The sequence below is a fragment of the Streptomyces sp. L-9-10 genome, from assembly GCF_004151105.1.
Classification (GTDB): domain Bacteria; phylum Actinomycetota; class Actinomycetes; order Streptomycetales; family Streptomycetaceae; genus Streptomyces.
This window is the reverse complement of record NZ_PHRF01000041.1, coordinates 157,087-173,817: the sequence shown is the minus strand read 5'-3', so window position 1 is coordinate 173,817 and position 16,731 is coordinate 157,087. Positions and strand designations below refer to the sequence as shown.

Sequence of the window (16,731 nt, the reverse complement as noted above, 5' to 3'; positions counted from 1 at the left end):
CCCCGGACTCCCTGGCGGGTCGAGGATTTTTGCGTTGGTCTCCAAAATTTGCGCGGATTCATAGACTTCTTGTAAGCCAACTTCTAACCTTTTCGCGTCCGCAGAGTCCCCACGAGCCGCAAGGACGTATGTCTGTGACACTCCCCACCGGACCCCCACGAGGCCGCCTGCTCCGGCGCGGCATCTCCGCCTCCCTCTCTCTCGCACTCGCCGTGGCCGGGACGGCCGCGGCGGTGGTGCTCTCCACCGCGCCCGCCGCCCAGGCGGCGGCGGTCCCCGCCCCCTCCCCCATCAATGTCCCCGGCCGCGGCGCCACGGTGCCGTTCAAGGAGCAGGAAGCCGAGTACGCCGCCACCAACGGCTCCCTGATCGGCCCCAACCGCCTGTACGGCACGCTGCCCTCGGAAGCCTCGGGCCGGCAGGCCGTGACGCTCGACGCGGTCGGCGAGTATGTGGAGTTCACCCTCACCGCCCCGGCGAACGCGATGTCGTTCCGCTACTCGCTGCCGGACAACGCGGCGGGCACCGGCCGGGACGCGACCATCGATCTGCGGGTCAACGGAACGTCCCTCAAGAGCGTGCCGGTGACCTCCAAGTACGGCTGGTACTACGGCGGTTATCCGTTCAACAACAACCCGGGCGACACGAACCCGCACCACTTCTACGACGAGACCCGCACCATGTTCGGGTCGACGCTGCCGGCCGGTGCGAAGGTCCGGCTCCAGGTCTCCTCGACCGCCGCGTCGCCCACGTTCACCATCGACCTCGCCGACTTCGAGCAGGTGGCCGCGCCGATCGGCAAACCCTCGGGCGCCATCGACGTGGTGAGCGACTTCGGCGCGGACCCGAGCGGCGCCGCCGACTCGACGGCCAAGATCCAGGCGGCGGTCGACGCGGGCCGTACGCAGGGCAGAGAGGTCTACATACCGCAGGGCACCTTCCAGGTGCGCGACCACATCATCGTCGACAAGGTCACCCTGCGCGGCGCGGGCCCCTGGTACAGCGTGCTGACCGGACGTGACCCGTCCGACCGCAGCAAGGCCGTCGGTGTCTACGGCAAGTACGCCAACGCGGGCGGCAGCAGCAATGTCACCCTCAAGGACTTCGCCATCATGGGCGACATCCGTGAGCGCGTGGACAACGACCAGGTCAACGCCATCGGTGGCGCCATGTCCAACTCGGTCGTCGACAACGTCTGGATGCAGCACACCAAGTGCGGCGCCTGGATGGACGGCCCGATGGACAACTTCACCATCAAGAACAGCCGCATCCTCGACCAGACCGCGGACGGCGTCAACTTCCACATGGGCGTGACCAACTCGACGGTCACCAACACCTTTGTGCGCAACACCGGTGACGACGGGCTGGCCATGTGGGCCGAGAACGTCCCGAACGTGAAGAACAAGTTCACGTTCAACACCGTGATCCTGCCGATCCTGGCGAACAACATCGTCACGTACGGCGGCAGGGACATCACCATCTCCGACAACGTCATGTCGGACACCATCACCAACGGCGGCGGGCTGCATATCGCCAACCGCTACCCCGGCGTCAACTCCGGTCAGGGCACGGCGGTCTCCGGCACCACCACCGCCGCGCGCAACACCCTGATCCGGGCCGGGAACAACGACTACAACTGGCGCTTCGGCGTCGGCGCGATCTGGTTCAGCGGTCTCAACGAACCGATCAACGCCACCATCAACATCACCGACAGCGAGGTCCTGGACAGCTCCTACGCCGCCATCCATCTGATCGAGGGCGCGACGAACGGGCTGCACTTCAACAACATCCGGATCGACGGCGCCGGTACGTACGCGCTCCAGATCCAGGCGCCGGGCACCGCCTCCTTCACCAATGTGACCGCCACCCACATCGCGCAGTCCAACCCGATCCACAACTGTGTGGGCAGCGGTTTCCAGATCACGCAGGGCGCCGGGAACTCGGGCTGGTACGCCAACCCGCCCGCGTGCACCGGTACGTGGCCCGACCCGGTGTGGACCAACGGCGGTGTGCCCGGCGGTCCCACCAACCCGCCCACCGACCCGCCGACCGACCCGCCCACCGACCCGCCGACGGACCCGGGCAATCTCGCGCAAGGCCGTCCGGTCACCGAGTCCGGGCACGCCGAGGTGTACGGCGCGGCCAACGCGGTCGACGGCAACCCCAACTCGTACTGGGAGAGCACCAACAACGCCTTCCCCCAGACGATCACCGTCGACCTCGGCGCGTCGAAGGCGGTCAAGCGGGTGGTGCTGAAGCTGCCTCCCGCGTCGGCGTGGTCGACCCGCACCCAGACGCTCAGTGTGTCGGGGAGCACCAACAACTCGGCGTACAGCACGCTGAAGCCGTCGGCGGGCTACACCTTCAACCCGTCGAGCGGTAACACCGCGACGGTCACTCTGGACGGGACCCCGACCCGCTATCTGCGGCTGACGGTCACGGGCAACACCGGCTGGCCGGCCGCGCAGCTCTCCGAACTGGAGGCATACACCAGCTGAGCCGCGCACCACGCACGGAACGCCCGGCCGGGATCTCCCGGCCGGGCGTTCTCACGTAGGGCTCACGTAGGGCTCGCGCACTGCTCACGTACGGCTCGCGTCAGGAGCCACCGCCGAGACCGGCGCCGTCCGGGCCGCCGCCGTCCGGGGTCCCGCCGCCCGGACCACCGCCGTCCGCGGCGTGGATGTCGTACGTGTTCAGCCGCCCGCACATGCCGAACCTGCCCTGGGCCGCCGGGAGCCGGGCGTGCAGACCCGCCTCGGTCAGATGCGTGGCGTCACCGGCGGCCAGCCGGTCGAGCTGGGCCCCGGTCTGCCGGGCCGCCTCGGCCGCGCCCGCCTCCCAGCGCGCCCGCCACTCCGCCACCCGGGGGCGCACGAGCGCGGCGGCCGACCGCTGGAAGTCGAGCAGGGGCCGCCGGTCACCCGCCCCCCACGCCGTGCGCAGCGCCGTGAATCCCTCGATCGCGAGATCGCGCCGGCGGCGAGCGGCGGCGGCCTGCTCGGGCTCCGCCGCGTCCGGGATGCGCACGGCCCGCGCGTAGGTGTCCGGGTCGGTGAGGTACTGGGGCGGCAGTGTCAGTACGGCGTCCCCGGCCTCGGGCAGACCATTGTTCTGCATCAGGACGACGATCCGCAGACCGTCCTCGTTGACGAGCCGGTGGATGGTGCCGGGTGTGAACCACACCAGCGCCCCCGGCGCCAGCGGTGTGGTGTCGAGGCCCGCGGGGCTGAGCGTCTGTACGGCGCCCCGGCCCTCGGTCACCACATACGCCTCGGAGCAGGTGAGATGCAGATGCGGGGTGCCACCGCACACTCCGTCGGCTGACTCCCAGTCGTACACGCTCAGATGGGAGACCGCGACCGCCCCGGGGAGCCCGGAGAACCCGGTCGTCCGGCTCACCACGACTGCCGCTCAAGGTATGTGACGATGTCGTCGCGCTCCCAGCGGCCGTCGGCCACGATCACCCGCCAGCGCCGGGTCAGTGTGTCGCCCGGCTGGAGGACCAGTTCCTCGTAGAAGGCCCAGGAGGCGGCGACCGCCGCGAACGGATCGCTGCGTACGAACCAGTGCGAGGGATGCTGTCCGCCGGCCCCGGTGTGGTCGTTCTCCGGCGCGTGCGCGAAGACGAGAGTGGCCTGTCCGTCGATGCCGTCGAACTCACCGCTGTACGCAACCCATGGGGCCTGGGTCCCCATCAGCTCCTCCCCCTCCAGCCCGGGGCCGAGCAGCCGCCCGCCCCGGAAGGCCCGCGGTCCGCGCCAGAAGAGACCGGTGTAGCCGGCCAGTTCGCGCCCCTCGGTGGTGGGGCTGCCGAGGCGCAGCGGCTCGTCGCGCCGGTTGGTGATGGCGCCGGACCAGGTCAGCGTCCACGCGCCGGCCTCGGTGTCGACGTCATGGATCTCGATACGGCGTGACTCGTCGGCCCACGCGTCGCCGTCGTGGTTGCGCCACACCAGCCGCTCGGCGATGACGGCGCGCTCCGCGTCGGCGGACACCTCGTCGAAGCCCTCGTGGCTCATCGAGCCGACGCGCTCCGGCAGCGCGAGGTAACCCTCGCCGTGTACGTACGAGTTGCCGCCCCACAGGTTCTGTCCCGACAGATGGGAGGCGGTGAGCTGAAGTCCCTTGTGCCAGCGGTGGTCGTTGGGGCGGTAGTCCGTGACCACACCGCCCGACAGCGTGCGCAGCGGATGCAGATACGGCTTGGCGGCCTCCCACGCCGCCTCGGGCCGGTAGACATAGCTGAGCAGGGCGACGCCGCCGGACCGCAGCTCGATCCGGTCATCGTGGGTGTGGGACAGCCGCAGTCCTGGGCCGGTGCGGGCCGCCGCCGTGTCCGGGGCGTCCCACGTGTCCGTCGTGGGTGAAGTGGTCATACGGGGATCTCCGTCGCGGGGAGAGGGCGCGGCGGTGCCCAGCCGGGGACGCCGCCGTGCAGGGCCGTGTGGAAGGGGTCGCCGGGGACGATCTCGCCGGCCCTGACGGTCGTGTCGGTGAACGCCGACTTGTAGAGCGCGGTGATCAGTTCGAGGCTGGTACGGCCGTCGGCCCCGCTGGCGCGCGGCCGGCGTCCGGCCCGCAGATCGGCGACGAGTGAACGGAGCTGCGCCAGATGCGAGCTGGGCACGTCCTCGCCCGGATCGCGCCAGCGTGCCAGTTCCGCGGCGTCCACCTCGGGGGCCGGGGTGATCCGCCAGTCGTCGTTGGCGTACCCGTACAGATGCGTCAGTTCGACGGTGGCGCGCTCGCAGTCGATGCGGATACGGCTGACCTCGTCGGGGCTGAGCACGCTGTTGACGACGGTGGCCAGCGCCCCGTTCCCGAAGCGTACGAGCGCCGTGGAGACGTCCTCGGTCTCGACGTCGTGCACCAGGCGGCCCGCCATGGCGCGTACCTCGGTCCAGGGCCCGAGCAGTTCGAGCAGCAGATCCATCTGATGGATGCCATGGCCCATCGCGGGGCCGCCGCCCTCGCCGGCCCAGTTGCCGCGCCACGGCACGGCGTAGTAGGCGGTGTCGCGGTACCAGGTGGTCTGGCAGTGGGCGACCAGCGGACGGCCCATCGCGCGGTCGGCGATCAGGGAGCGCACATGGCGGGCGCCGGAGCCGAACCGGTGCTGGAAGACGATCGAGGCGTACGGTCCGCCGCCGCCCGAGCCGTCCTCGGCCGCCTCGATGGCGTCGAACTCGGCGAGCGAGGGGCACGGCGGCTTCTCGCACCACACCCAGGCGCCGGAGCGCAGCGCGGCCACGGTCTGCTCGCGGTGGAAGACGGGGGGCGTGCAGATCGTGACCAGGTCGGGGCGCTGCTCGTCGAGCATGCGGTCGAGATCGGTGTACGGACGCGGGACGCCGGGGCCGCCGTCTTCGGCGCAGAACGCCCGTACGGCCTCCTCGTCGATGTCGAAGGCGGCGACGACCTCGATCTCGTCGCGGAGAGCGCGAAGGGCCGGGAGATGCGCGCCTCGGGCTATCCCTCCCGTGCCGATGACGGCGGCGCGAATCCGCCGGTCCGTCAGGTCGCGTGCCGGCTCGTGTACCAGGTCGCGCGGAGACGTCGCGAACACCCCCTATTCGCACGCCGGATCCTGTGCGTCACCGGATCCTTCGCGCGCTCTTCGCACACTCGGACGCTCGGACAGCAAGCGCTTTCCACGAGAAACGTAGGATGGCCGTACAACGATGTCAACGGGTGCGGCCCGCCCCGGCGGGGCGGGCCGACGGGGCGGGCCGACGGGGCGGGCATTCCAGCGGGGCGGGCCTCTTCGGACGTACCCGCCTAGGCCGACCGCCTGGCGAGCACCGCCCGGATCGCCTTGCCGCCGCCCGCGCGCGGCCGTACGGTCACTCGCTCCGCCAGTCGCTGGACCATCGGCCAGCCGAACCCGCCGCTCCGGCCGGTGAGGTCGGGCGTGCGGTCCAGTGGCGGGGCGGGGTTCGGATCGTTCACCACGATCTGGAGGCTGCCGCGGTCCGCGCGCAGTTGCAAAGAGGTCACCTCCCCCGCGTGACGCAGAGCGTTGGTGACCAGTTCGGAGACCACCAGCACCAGATTCTGGGAGGTGTGCGGGGACGGCGCCGGGCTCAGACCGGCGATGAACCCATATGTCACGTCCCTCGCCTCAGCCGCCACTTCTGGCTGACAGGACCACTCGATATGGTCGAGGGGCTGGTCGTCGTGCGTCAGCGGGTGGTACATCGGGCTCACCCCGTCGGTTGGGCTTGTCTCGCGGCCATCTCCTCACGTCGTTTACCCCAGCAATCGACAGCGAAGAGCCCGAGAGCGCCTTTCTTCGTACGGGGGCCGTCAGGCCCTCGGCCCGAGGGCCGTCACCCCGCCGGGCCGGTCACCGCGAGGGCGTCCTCGACCGTTTCGTACACGGGCAGTGCCTGCTCCAGCCCGATGACGTCGAACAACCGCCGCACGAAAGCGGAGGGCTGGGCCAGCCGCAGCCGCGCGCCCAGCTCACCACGGGCCCGGAGCAGCACGTTCACCGTGGTGGAGTCGGCGAAGTCGACGCCGGACAAGTCCACGACGACGGGCCCCGTCACCGTCCGGCCCGCCTCCCCCACCGCGGGGGCGAGTGGGGCGATGCTCTCCAGGTCGAGATCACCACGGAGGGCGAGAACGATGGCGTCGCCGACCTGTCTCGCGGTCATTCGCATGGTCTGACCTGCACTGTGCGGAGGTTGCACGGGGATCCTTCGGGTGCCTGACGGAGGGGCGGGAGAGCGCCTCACGAGAGACACGATAGAAGCGATAGTTGCCATTTGACAACATTCCCTCCTGCGCAACAATCTGTTCACTGTTTCCGCACAACACCCGTGCACGACGCTCAGTGTGTCCCAGCCAGGAAGTGGGCCTGAATGAAGCTACGCGCTGTCCGCCACGTGGCTCCGTCCGGAATCGGCGGGTGCGCCGTCCACGGCTCCCAGACGCTCGTTCGCCGCCGCGCGGAACGCCGCCAGGCCCGCCGTGAGCGTCATGATGTCCGAGGGATCCATCTGCTCCAGTACGAGTCCGACCTCACGGGTACGGAAGGCGCGGTACTCGTCCAGCACCTGGTGACCCCGACGGCTCAGCCTCAGCTCGACCTCACGCCGGCTCGTCGGGCTGGGCGAACGGACCACAAGACCCATGGCCTCCATCCGGTCACAGAGCCTGCTCAACGAGGAAGGACGCGAGCCGAGGACCTCTCCCAGCGTGCGCAGATTCGCGCCCTCGCGCTTTTCGATGACGAGAAGGGCCCGTAGCTGGGAAGGCGAGACCGGTCCGGAAGGCGCGGCCTCCTGACCACGCCCCCACAGCACCTCAAGCAGCTCCGAGGCGGCGCAGGCGGCCTCGGCAACCTGTTCGCTCGGGTACGGCTGACCGGTGAAACGGGACATCGATCCACCCTTTCATCCGCGATGGGCCTTTGTCAGCCCGGACGGATCCGCCCCTGGAAGAAGAAGGCCTGAACGACAGTGACTCTACTCGCGGATGTGGAAAGAGCGGTCCGCTCAGCGGCGCCGCATGCCCTGGTGGACGCGCTCCGTGGCGCGCTCGCCACGGCGTACGGCGCGGCATCCGTACAGCTCTATCTCGCGGACTACGGACTCACGGTGCTCCAGCGGGTCGACGCGGTCACCGGCCGCGCCGAGCAGCGGCCGGCGGCACCGACGCTGTCACTGCACAACTCGCCGGAGGGCCGGGCCTTCGGCAGCCAGGAGCCGCGCGAGCAGCAGGTGCGGCACGGGGACGCGGTGGACCACCATCTTCCGGTCACCGTCCGTGGCGAGCGGCTCGGCATTCTCACGGTCCGGCTGCCGGGCGAACGCTCCACCCCGGACACCGTGGAGGATCTGACGCAGCTGGCCGAGCTGCTCGGCCACGAGCTCCTGGTGGCCGAGCGGGACACCGATCTCTACCAGCGGGCGCGCCGGACGGCCCGGCTGACGCTGGCGGCCGAGATGCAGTGGGAGCTGCTCCCGGCGCGGGCCTGTACCGCGCGGGAGTACGCCATCGGCGCGCAGTTGGAGCCCGCCTACGCCATCCACGGCGACAACTTCGACTGGGCGGCGGACGCCGACGAGCTGACGCTCGCGGTGACCAATGGAATGGGCGAGGGGATCCAGGCGTCCCTGCTCACCAATCTCGCCGTCAACGCCCTGCGCAATGCCCGCCGGGCCGGGATCGGAATCGCGGACCAGGCGTCGCTGGCGGACCAGGCGCTGTACGAGCAGCACCGGGGCGCGTCGTACGTCTCCACGCTGCTGCTCCGGTTCGAGCTCGCCACGGGACGGGTCGAGGCGGTGGACGCCGGTTCGCCGCAGCTGTGGCGGCAGCGGGACAAGACCGTGGAGCGCATCCCGCTCGACGCGCAGCTGCCGCTCGGCATGTTCGAGGAGTCGGACTATGTGGCGCAGGCGTTCCAGGTGATGCCGGGTGACCGGCTGCTGTTCGTCAGTGACGGGGTGTACGCGGCGGTCTCGCCTCGGGGAGAGGTCTACGGGGAACGGGCACTGGCGCGGGCGATGAGCGCGACGAGTCTGCTGCCCGCGGCGATGGTGCCGCGCGCGGTGCTCCGCGAGCTGGCCGCCTACCGCGAGGCCGAGTCGACGGACGACGCGCTGGTGCTCTGCCTGGACTGGTTCGGCAGGGCGGAGGAGTGCGGGGCGGAGGGGTAGGGGACGGGTCTCACGGGTCAGGTCGACACCCGGCGGCGCTCCAGGTCGAAGGCGGCCTGGACGCGCTTGCCGACCGGGACCCGTTCGGCGCTGAGACGGTCGGCCAGTGCGTGGACGATCTCCAGACCGTGTCCGCCCAGCCGGCCGGGGTCCCGCTCGTAGCGGTGCGGGAGGGTCGTGCTGCTGTCGTACACCGTGACGAGCACCTGCTGGTCCGTGCCCTCCAGCTCCAGCAGATACGGTCCATGGCTGTGCCGCTCGGCGTTGGTGACCAGTTCGCTGACGACGAGCAGCAGATCCCCTGTCGTGCGCTCACCGAGCGCGGCGAACCACTCCGCCTCCAGCTGCTGCAGAAAGCGGACGGCGAGCATCCTGGCCGCGGCGATACAGCCGGGCTCTCCGCTGAATTCGGCCGCCTTGCGCAGTGGCCGCACGGCGTCCGTGAATGCGGCACCGTCGATGGACCGTTCGTTCATAGCTCTTCCCCGCACACCTGTGAGGGCGATCGGGGCCCCCTTCTGGATGCCCTTATGCCCCCAGACGCCGTCGGTATGCTCACCGGTTTCGTGAAGGGGGTCACGTACGTCCCGGGAGGCGCACCACGCTCACGAAGAACTCGTCGATCTGCCGGACCGCCGCGATGAACTGATCCAGGTCGACCGGCTTGGTCACATACGCGTTGGCGTGCAGTTTGTAGCTGCGGAGGATGTCCTCCTCGGCGGACGAGGTGGTCAGTACGACGACGGGGATGTGCGCGAGGTCGGGATCCGTCTTGATCCGCTCCAGCACCTGGCGTCCGTCGTACTTCGGCAGATTGAGGTCGAGCAGGACGAGATCCGGCCGTGGCGCGTTCTCGTGAGCGCCGCGCCGGTACAGGAAGTCGAGGGCCTCCTCCCCGTCGCGCGCCACATGGAGGGTGTTGCGGATCTTGTTGTCCTCGAACGCCTCACGGGTCATCAGCTCGTCGCCCTCGTCGTCCTCCACGAGGAGGACCTCGATCGGCTGTACGGAGGGGTTCGGTCCGGTCGTGGTGTTCATGAGGTGACTCCCGGTGGGGTGGTCGCTGGTACGTTGCCGTCACCGGCCCGCTCGCCCGCGGACAGCTCGGGGTTCTGTGTCCCTGTCTGTTCTTCTTCCTGCCTCTGCTCCTCCGGCTTCCCTGTCGCCGTTGTCACCGTCGCCGTTGTCACCGGTTCCCCGGATTCGCCGGCCTCTTCGATGACGGGCAGTGTGAAGGGGATACACGTGCCCCCCTCCGGTCCCGGCTCCAGCCGGATCCGGCCGCCGTGGAACTCGACGATCTTGCGCGAGAGCGCGAGACCGATGCCGGTTCCCTCGTACTCGTTCCTGGCGTGGAGCCGCTGGAAGATGACGAAGACCTTCTCGGCGAACTCGGGCGCGACCCCGATGCCGTTGTCCGAGACGGTCAGCTGCCACATGTCGCCGTCGCGCGTGCATCCGATGGTGATCCGGCAGGGTACGTCGGGCCTGCGGAACTTGATCGCGTTGCCCACCAGGTTCTGCCAGAGCATGGTGAGGGTGGTCGGATCGCCGGTCACCTCGGGCAGCGGGTCGTCCCGTACGACCGTGACGTCCTGCTCCTCGATCACCAGGGCCAGATTGGCCAGCGCGCGGTCCAGGGACGCGTCGAGCTCGACGGTCCGCCACGTGTCGTGGACCCGTCCGACCCGGGAGAAGGTGAGCAGATCGTTGATCAGCACCTGCATGCGCTTGGCACCGTCGACCGCGAAGTCGATGTACTGCTTGCCGCGGCCGTCCAGCTGATCGCCGTAACGCTTCTCCAGCAGCTGACAGAACGAGGCGACCTTCCGCAGCGGTTCCTGGAGGTCGTGCGAGGCGACATACGCGAACTGCTCCAGCTCGGAGTTCGAGCGGCGCAGTTCCTCGGCCTGTTCGGCGAGCAGGGCCTCACGCGAGCGCGTCGCGGCGATCTCGTCGGCGAGGCGCGCTCGCATGTCCTCGACGGCGGCGCCCACGGCTCGGAGATCGGAAGGGCCTCCGACCTGGATGCGCCGGTCGAACGCCCCGGCGCGTACGCCGTCGGACGCGGTCCGCAGGGCGTTCAGCGGCCGGCCCACCATGTGGTGCAGTACGAGGGCGAGGCCCACCACCGCCAGGACGAAGAAGGCCAGGATCACGACGAACACGGCGTCGCGCAGCGAGCGGGCGGCGTTGAGCTCCGCCCGCGCCTGGTCCCTGGCCGTGTCGAGATGGCTCTGCTGCAGGGCGAAGAGAGCACGCAGTTCGTCGAACCGCGCCTTGCTCCGCGTCACCCGGTCCGCGGAGGCCGCCTCGGCGCCCCGTGTCCGTACGGACGCGATGAGCGGTTCCGCCTCCTCGCGCCGCCACCGTTCCGCGGCGTGGGTGATGCGGGCGAGGTCCGCGTTCAGCCGGGGGTCGGACGCCAGGATGGAGTCGATCCGCCCGGTGAACGTCCGCTCGTCCCGGCGGCCCTGCTCGTACGGCGTGAGGAAGGAAGGATCGGCGGTCAGCGCGAAGCCGCGCACGCCGGTCTCCTGGTCCAGCAGGGATTTCTGGAGCTGGAACGCGCTGGTACGGGCGGGCTGGATATGGTCGACGATCTCGTTGGTGCGGTCGTTCGTCCTCGACAGCAGCAGACCGCCGACGACGGTGCAGCCGCACACCACCAGCACCAGGGCCGCCAGAATCAGCCGCATCCAGCCCTGCACCGACAGCCGGGCGCTCACATCGCGCGGTTCCGGGGGCCGGCGGGGGGCCGTGCTCACCATGTCGTCCTCGCTCTCCCTGTTTCGCCCCAGCCCAGGTGGAGGACGGCGACATCGTCCGCGAGTCCGCCGTACGGGGCAGCGCCCTCGGCGGCCTCCTCGATCAGTGTGTCGACGAAGGCGTTCGCCGGCAGCGCGCTGTGCCGTCCGGCCAGCTCGAACAGACCGTCTTCCCCGAGCCGGGTCGAAGGCCCCGTACGTCCTTCGAACAGGCCGTCGGTGAAGACCACCACCTGGCCGCCGGGCGGCAGCGGAAGCACGGTCTCGGTCCAGCTTCCCGTGCCCGGCAGCAGTCCGAGGGCCATACCGACGGGCGGCTCCTCCCAGCGGACCTCGCCGCGATCCCGGACGAGCAGACCCGGGTGGCCCGCGCGTACGACCCGTACCTCCCGGCCGCCGGGCGGGAACACCAGCGAGCTGACGGTGGTGAAGAGATGGTGGTCGGACCGTTCGGCGACGAGGATCTCCTCCAGGAGCGGGACCAGGTCCTGCGGCTCGGTCCCGCACAGTACGGCCGTACGCCAGGCGACCCGCAGACAGACCCCGAGGGCCGCTTCCGCGGCGCCGTGCCCCGATACGTCCCCTATCACCGCGTGCACCGTGCCGTCCGCGGTCTGGACGACATCGTAGAAGTCACCGCTCAGCAGACCGTGGGCGCGTCCGGGCTCGTACCGGGCGATCACCTCGAAATCGTCTCCGCGCAGCAGCGGAACGGGCAGCAGTCCGCGTTCGAGCCGGGCGTTCTCCTTGGCCATCAGCTCGTTCGCGCGCAGCGCGGCGGTCGCCTGTTCGACCTGCTTGCGCTGGAGGGCGTAGCGGACAGCCCTGCCCAGCGCCTCCGGGTCGATCCGCCCCTTGACGAGATAGTCCTGCGCGCCGGTCGCCACGGCCGCGAGCCCGGCTTCGCCCTCCGCCATGCCGGTGAGGACCACGATGGCGGCGTCCGGGGCCGCGCGGAGGATACGGGTGACGGCATCGACGCCGTGCACGTCGGGCAGATGGAGATCGAGCAGGACGCAGACGGGGGTGGTGCGGCCGGCGAGGAAGCGCTGCCCCTCGGCCAGCGACTGGCACCAGGTGAAAGAGGAGTCGAGATCGCTGTCGGTGAGCATCTCCTCGACGAGCAGCGCGTCGCCCGCGTCGTCCTCCACGAGCAGGATCTCCGCGTCGACGGACCAGAGGGAGTCGCGTGCGACCGCGGCGCTCTGCGACACGTCGGGGGGCGGCGCGGGCGTGGTGACGATCCCGCCGGTACGACGGCCCCGCGCGGGACGCGCGGTCCGCGACGAGAGGCCCACGGGCAACTCGGCCATACTCCACCCCCTCACCCGGCGGCGCCGTTCGACCAGCGCCGTTCCGGCGGGAAGCATATGCGACAACCTGAGCGCCGATCCGCGCGGCACCTCCGCGGCGGTGCGCTGCTCCGTGGACAAATGCCAGGTCAGGACAGGTTCGCTCGCGGATGGATCGATCCCGCCTGGAGGGGATTGCGCCTCGCGCCGCGGGGGAGGACCGTTGCGTAGGACCACGGTGCTGGGCCGCAGTGCCGAGAATCACCTCGCCAGGACGCCCGGTATGCCCCTATGACCCCTTCTTCTCCCGATCCGCTGACCATCATCGTCACCACCCCCCGCTCCGACACGGTCGAGGTCAGGCTCGACGGCGAGATGGACGACGAGACCTCGTACGAAGTGGTGGACACCGTACGGCAGTTGCTGCGCGTCCACCGGGGCGTGAGCCGGCTGGAGCTGCACTGCGGTCCCGCCATGACGGGCGACTCCACGGGTCTGGCCGCGCTGCTGATCATCAGACGTCTCGCGGAGGCCGATGACGTCCGCCTCATCCTGACCGGACGTCATCCCCTGACCGGCGAGGGCGGGCCCGGCTGACCGGCCGGATCAGGGAGGCCCGGCCAGGACGGACCGGGCCTTCGCGGCGCGTACGGCGGCGGTGAGGGCGTCGATGTCGTACGCGCCCTGATGGCGTCGTCCGTTGACGAAGAACGTGGGAGTGCCCGACACACCGCTCGTGTCGGCGCTCTCGACATCCTCGGCGACCCGCGCGGACCCCTTGTGCGACCGCAGATCGCGGTGGAACCGGTCCCTGTCCAGCCCGATCTCCTCCGCGTAGCCGAGCAGATCGGCGGGGCGCAGGGCGTCCTGGCGGCCGAGCAGCAGATCGTGCATCTCCCAGAAGGCGCCCTGTTCCGCCGCGGCCGCGGCGGCCTCCGCGGCGAGCTGGGCGTTCGGGTGGACGTCGTTGAGCGGGAGATGACGCCAGACGTACCGGACGTCCCCGAAATCGGCGAGCAGCTCGCGGATCACCGGCTCGGCCTGCCCGCAGTACGGGCATTCGAAGTCGCCGTACTCGACCACGGTCACGGGTGCCTCGCGTGGTCCGCGCACATGGTCGCGGTCCGGGTCCACCGGTTCGGAGAGATCGACGATCTCCTCGGCGCTGCCCAGCAGGGCCTGGATCCGCCGCTGCCGGGGCAGCGCTCCGATGACGCGTGTGACGAGCCAGGTGGTGGCGAACGAGCAGATCACCGCGGCGAGAATGCCGATCTTGGCCTGCTCCAGCTGTTCGCTGTCGAAGGCGAGGGTGGCGATCAGCAGCGAGACCGTGAAGCCGACACCGGCGAGGGTGCCGCCGGCCGCGATGGCGCCCCAGCCGACCGGGGGGCGCAGCCGCCCGTGGCTCAGCCGGGTCGTCAGCAGCGAGGAGCCGAGGATGCCGAGGGGCTTGCCCAGTACGTAGCCGCACAGGATGCCGAGGGTGATCGGCGACTCGAAGGCCCGCGCCAGCTGGGTTCCGCTGATGGTGATACCGGCGTTGGCGAGCGCGAACACGGGCACGATCACATAGCTCGTCCAGGGGTGGTACATCCGCTGGAGCCGCTCGTTCGGTGAGATCGCCGAGGCGATCCCGAGCCGCGCCGTGCGTTCCAGCTCCGGTGTCGGCTGTTCTCGGAAGAGCCGGAACAGTCCGCTCGCCCGCTCCAGATCGCTGCGCGAGGCGGGGTAAGCGAAGGTCACCAGGCCCATCGCGAGACCGGTGACGACCGGGTCGACCCCGGACTCCAGCATCGCCACCCAGATGGCCACCGCCAGCACGCCGTACACCATGCCCCGGCGCACTCCCCAGGTCCGCAGCAGCAGGACGAGACCGAAGATCAGCACGGCCACGATCAGCGCGACCACATGGACGCGCCCGCTGTAGGCGACGGCGATCACGGCGAGCGCCACGAAGTCGTCCACGACGGCGACGGTCAGGATGAAGACCCGCAGCCCGCGCGGCAGCCGCCTGCCGAAGACGGCGAGCATGCCCAGCGCGAACGCCGTGTCCGTGGACATGGCGGCGCCCCAGCCGTGCACCGAGGCGTGTCCGGCGTTGAAGGCGAGAAAGACGGCGACCGGTACGAGCATGCCGCTGACGCCGGCGAGCACCGGGAGCGTGACCCGTTTCCGTTCGCGCAGTTCCCCCATGTCGAACTCACGGCGGGCCTCCAGGCCGACGACGAAGAAGAACAGCGTCATGAGTCCGCTGTTCACCCACTCGCGCAGCCCCAGCGAGATCCCGGCGGAGCCGATATGGACCGAGAGCACCGTCCGCCAGAACTCCTCGTACGTACCCGGGCCCGCGTTGGCCCAGACGAGCGCCGCGAGGGCCGCGGCGAGCAGGACGGCCGCGCTGCCCGTCTCCGTACGCAGGAAGTCACGCAACGGGGTGCGCATCTCGTCGCCGCGCTCGGTCCGGCCGGAGAGATTCGGGAGCGCAGGGTCCACAGTCACCTCGCCATTCTCCTGCGGCCCCGGCGCGACGGCCCGCCGGGGAAACCGGGGCCCGGGGTTGCGGCACGCCTCTTCCCGCGCGCGCCCGTCGCCGACACGTGCCGCGTCTCCGTAGGAGAGGGAATTACGGGAGAAAACGGGACGGAGGGGGACGATCGTAGGGTCTCCCCCGCCCCCGTGGCGGATCCATGCGGGCGGCAACCGCCCGGCCTCGTTCGAAAGGACCTCCCGTGCTCCCACTGGACGGCATCACCGTGATCTCTGTCGAGCAGGCGGTCGCCGGCCCGTTCGCCACCCGTCAGCTCGCCGACCTGGGCGCCCGGGTCATCAAGGTGGAGCGGCCGGGAACCGGCGACTTCGCCCGTGGCTACGACGAGACGGTCCGGGGCATGTCCAGCCACTTCGTGTGGCTCAACCGCGGCAAGGAATCGATCGCCCTCGATCTGAAGCGGCCCGAGGACGCCTCGGTGCTCCGGCGGCTCATCGGCCGGGCCGACGTGTTCGTACAGAACCTCGCCCCGGGCGCGGCGGGCCGTCTGGGCCTGGACGCCACGACACTCGCCGGCGCCCACCCCCGGCTCGTCGTGTGCGCCATCTCCGGCTACGGAACCGGCGGCCCCTACACGGACCGGAAGGCGTACGACCTGCTGGTGCAGTGCGAGTCCGGGGCGATGTCACTGACGGGCACGGCGGAGGTGCCGGCGAAGATCGGTATCCCGGTCGCCGACATCGCCGCCGCGATGTACGCGTACAGCGGCATCCTCACGGCGCTCTACGAACGCGAACGCACCGGCCGGGGAAGCGCCCTCGAGGTGTCGATGCTGGAGGCGCTCGGCGAGTGGATGGGGTACCCCGGCTACTTCACCCGCTACGGCGGCGCGCAGCCGCCGCGTTCGGGCGCCGAGCACGCCGCCATCGCACCCTACGGTCCGTACGCGACGCGCGAGGGGGTACGCGTCTTCCTCGGCGTCCAGAACGAGCGCGAGTGGGAGGACTTCTGCGCGCGGGTCCTGGACGCGCCCCGCCTCGCCGGCGACCCCCGGTTCGCGAGCAACTCCCTGCGGGTGGAGAACCGCGACGCGCTGCGCACCCGGATCGAGGAGCGCTTCGCCGCTCTGAGCGCCGACGAGGCCGAGCGGCGTCTCGAATCGGCCCGCATCGCCCATGCCCGGCTGCGCGACGTGGCGGAGTTCGCGGAGCACCCGCAGCTCGGCGCCCGTAACCGCTGGCGCGTCGTGGACTCGCCCGTGGGCCCGCTCGACGCACTCCTGCCGCCCGTCACCGTCGCGGGCCGGGAGCCCAGGATGGGTCGCGTACCGGCCCTGGACGAGGACCGCAGGCGCATCCTGGCCGAACTCGACTCGACGGCGACGCGCCACGGTGTCGCTCGGAGCGTCTCCGAGGGCGTCACCCAGGGTGCCTGACACGACAGATCCCTTTCAACTCCCTTGAAATGTTTGCGAAATACTTTTCCCTGTGCGGTGGATGCGGGATTCAAAA

15 protein-coding genes are annotated in these 16,731 nt (G+C 70.4%); 4 read left to right on the top strand and 11 right to left on the bottom strand.

Annotated features, from left to right (window positions below):
* The first annotated feature begins 128 nt into the window (after positions 1-128).
* Entirely contained in the window at positions 129-2,498 is a 2,370-nt protein-coding gene (locus CU044_RS11370) for a discoidin domain-containing protein (protein WP_129768390.1), read from the top strand.
* 100 nt (positions 2,499-2,598) lie between these two features.
* On the opposite strand, the gene CU044_RS11365 is transcribed toward CU044_RS11370, so the two are convergent.
* The 6 genes from CU044_RS11365 to CU044_RS11340 form a co-directional block, all read right to left on the bottom strand.
* A complete protein-coding gene (locus tag CU044_RS11365) occupies positions 2,599-3,402 on the bottom strand; it encodes a cupin domain-containing protein (protein ID WP_129768540.1) in 804 nt (267 codons plus the stop codon).
* Positions 3,399-4,379 carry a PmoA family protein gene (locus CU044_RS11360; protein ID WP_129768389.1) on the bottom strand — a complete coding sequence of 327 codons (981 nt, stop codon included), beginning with the start codon at positions 4,377-4,379 and terminating at the stop codon, positions 3,399-3,401. Before CU044_RS11360 ends, CU044_RS11365 begins: the two co-directional genes overlap by 4 nt.
* Positions 4,376-5,569 (bottom strand): Gfo/Idh/MocA family oxidoreductase, encoded by a 1,194-nt coding sequence (locus CU044_RS11355; protein ID WP_129768388.1) that lies wholly within the window; start codon positions 5,567-5,569, stop codon positions 4,376-4,378. The genes CU044_RS11360 and CU044_RS11355 overlap by 4 nt, the downstream gene beginning before the upstream one ends.
* Positions 5,570-5,781: 212 nt before the next feature.
* The gene (locus CU044_RS11350) at positions 5,782-6,201 is read right to left on the bottom strand and encodes an ATP-binding protein (protein ID WP_129768387.1); all 420 of its coding nucleotides are present in this window, start codon (positions 6,199-6,201) and stop codon (positions 5,782-5,784) included.
* A gap of 131 nt (positions 6,202-6,332) precedes the next feature.
* Positions 6,333-6,668 (bottom strand): STAS domain-containing protein, encoded by a 336-nt coding sequence (locus tag CU044_RS11345; RefSeq protein WP_129768386.1) that lies wholly within the window; start codon positions 6,666-6,668, stop codon positions 6,333-6,335.
* A 207-nt stretch (positions 6,669-6,875) separates the two neighbouring features.
* Positions 6,876-7,391, bottom strand: a complete 516-nt coding sequence (locus CU044_RS11340; protein WP_129768385.1) for a MarR family transcriptional regulator — start codon at positions 7,389-7,391, stop codon at positions 6,876-6,878.
* Between the two features lie 135 nt (positions 7,392-7,526).
* Here CU044_RS11340 and CU044_RS11335 point away from each other — a divergent pair, with 135 nt between their 5' ends.
* Positions 7,527-8,672, top strand: a complete 1,146-nt coding sequence (locus CU044_RS11335) for a PP2C family protein-serine/threonine phosphatase (protein ID WP_129768384.1) — start codon at positions 7,527-7,529, stop codon at positions 8,670-8,672.
* A 17-nt stretch (positions 8,673-8,689) separates the two neighbouring features.
* Here CU044_RS11335 and CU044_RS11330 read toward each other — a convergent pair whose 3' ends face one another.
* The 4 genes from CU044_RS11330 to CU044_RS11315 form a co-directional block, all read right to left on the bottom strand.
* Positions 8,690-9,148 carry an ATP-binding protein gene (locus tag CU044_RS11330; RefSeq protein WP_129768383.1) on the bottom strand — a complete coding sequence of 153 codons (459 nt, stop codon included), beginning with the start codon at positions 9,146-9,148 and terminating at the stop codon, positions 8,690-8,692.
* 100 nt (positions 9,149-9,248) lie between these two features.
* Positions 9,249-9,710: a response regulator gene (locus CU044_RS11325; protein WP_129768382.1), complete on the bottom strand. Its 462-nt coding sequence runs from the start codon at positions 9,708-9,710 to the stop codon at positions 9,249-9,251.
* Complete coding sequence (locus tag CU044_RS11320) at positions 9,707-11,443, bottom strand: CHASE3 domain-containing protein (RefSeq protein ID WP_129768381.1); 1,737 nt, start codon at positions 11,441-11,443, stop codon at positions 9,707-9,709. The genes CU044_RS11325 and CU044_RS11320 overlap by 4 nt, the downstream gene beginning before the upstream one ends.
* The gene (locus CU044_RS11315; RefSeq protein ID WP_129768380.1) at positions 11,437-12,753 is read right to left on the bottom strand and encodes a SpoIIE family protein phosphatase; all 1,317 of its coding nucleotides are present in this window, start codon (positions 12,751-12,753) and stop codon (positions 11,437-11,439) included. The genes CU044_RS11320 and CU044_RS11315 overlap by 7 nt, the downstream gene beginning before the upstream one ends.
* Before the next feature lie 270 nt (positions 12,754-13,023).
* Here CU044_RS11315 and CU044_RS11310 point away from each other — a divergent pair, with 270 nt between their 5' ends.
* Positions 13,024-13,329, top strand: a complete 306-nt coding sequence (locus CU044_RS11310; RefSeq protein ID WP_129768379.1) for an STAS domain-containing protein — start codon at positions 13,024-13,026, stop codon at positions 13,327-13,329.
* 9 nt (positions 13,330-13,338) lie between these two features.
* Here CU044_RS11310 and nhaA read toward each other — a convergent pair whose 3' ends face one another.
* The gene (nhaA, locus tag CU044_RS11305; protein ID WP_193563941.1) at positions 13,339-15,174 is read right to left on the bottom strand and encodes a Na+/H+ antiporter NhaA; all 1,836 of its coding nucleotides are present in this window, start codon (positions 15,172-15,174) and stop codon (positions 13,339-13,341) included.
* 245 nt (positions 15,175-15,419) lie between these two features.
* Here nhaA and CU044_RS11300 point away from each other — a divergent pair, with 245 nt between their 5' ends.
* Entirely contained in the window at positions 15,420-16,655 is a 1,236-nt protein-coding gene (locus tag CU044_RS11300) for a CaiB/BaiF CoA-transferase family protein (RefSeq protein WP_129768377.1), read from the top strand.
* Positions 16,656-16,731: the final 76 nt, after the last annotated feature.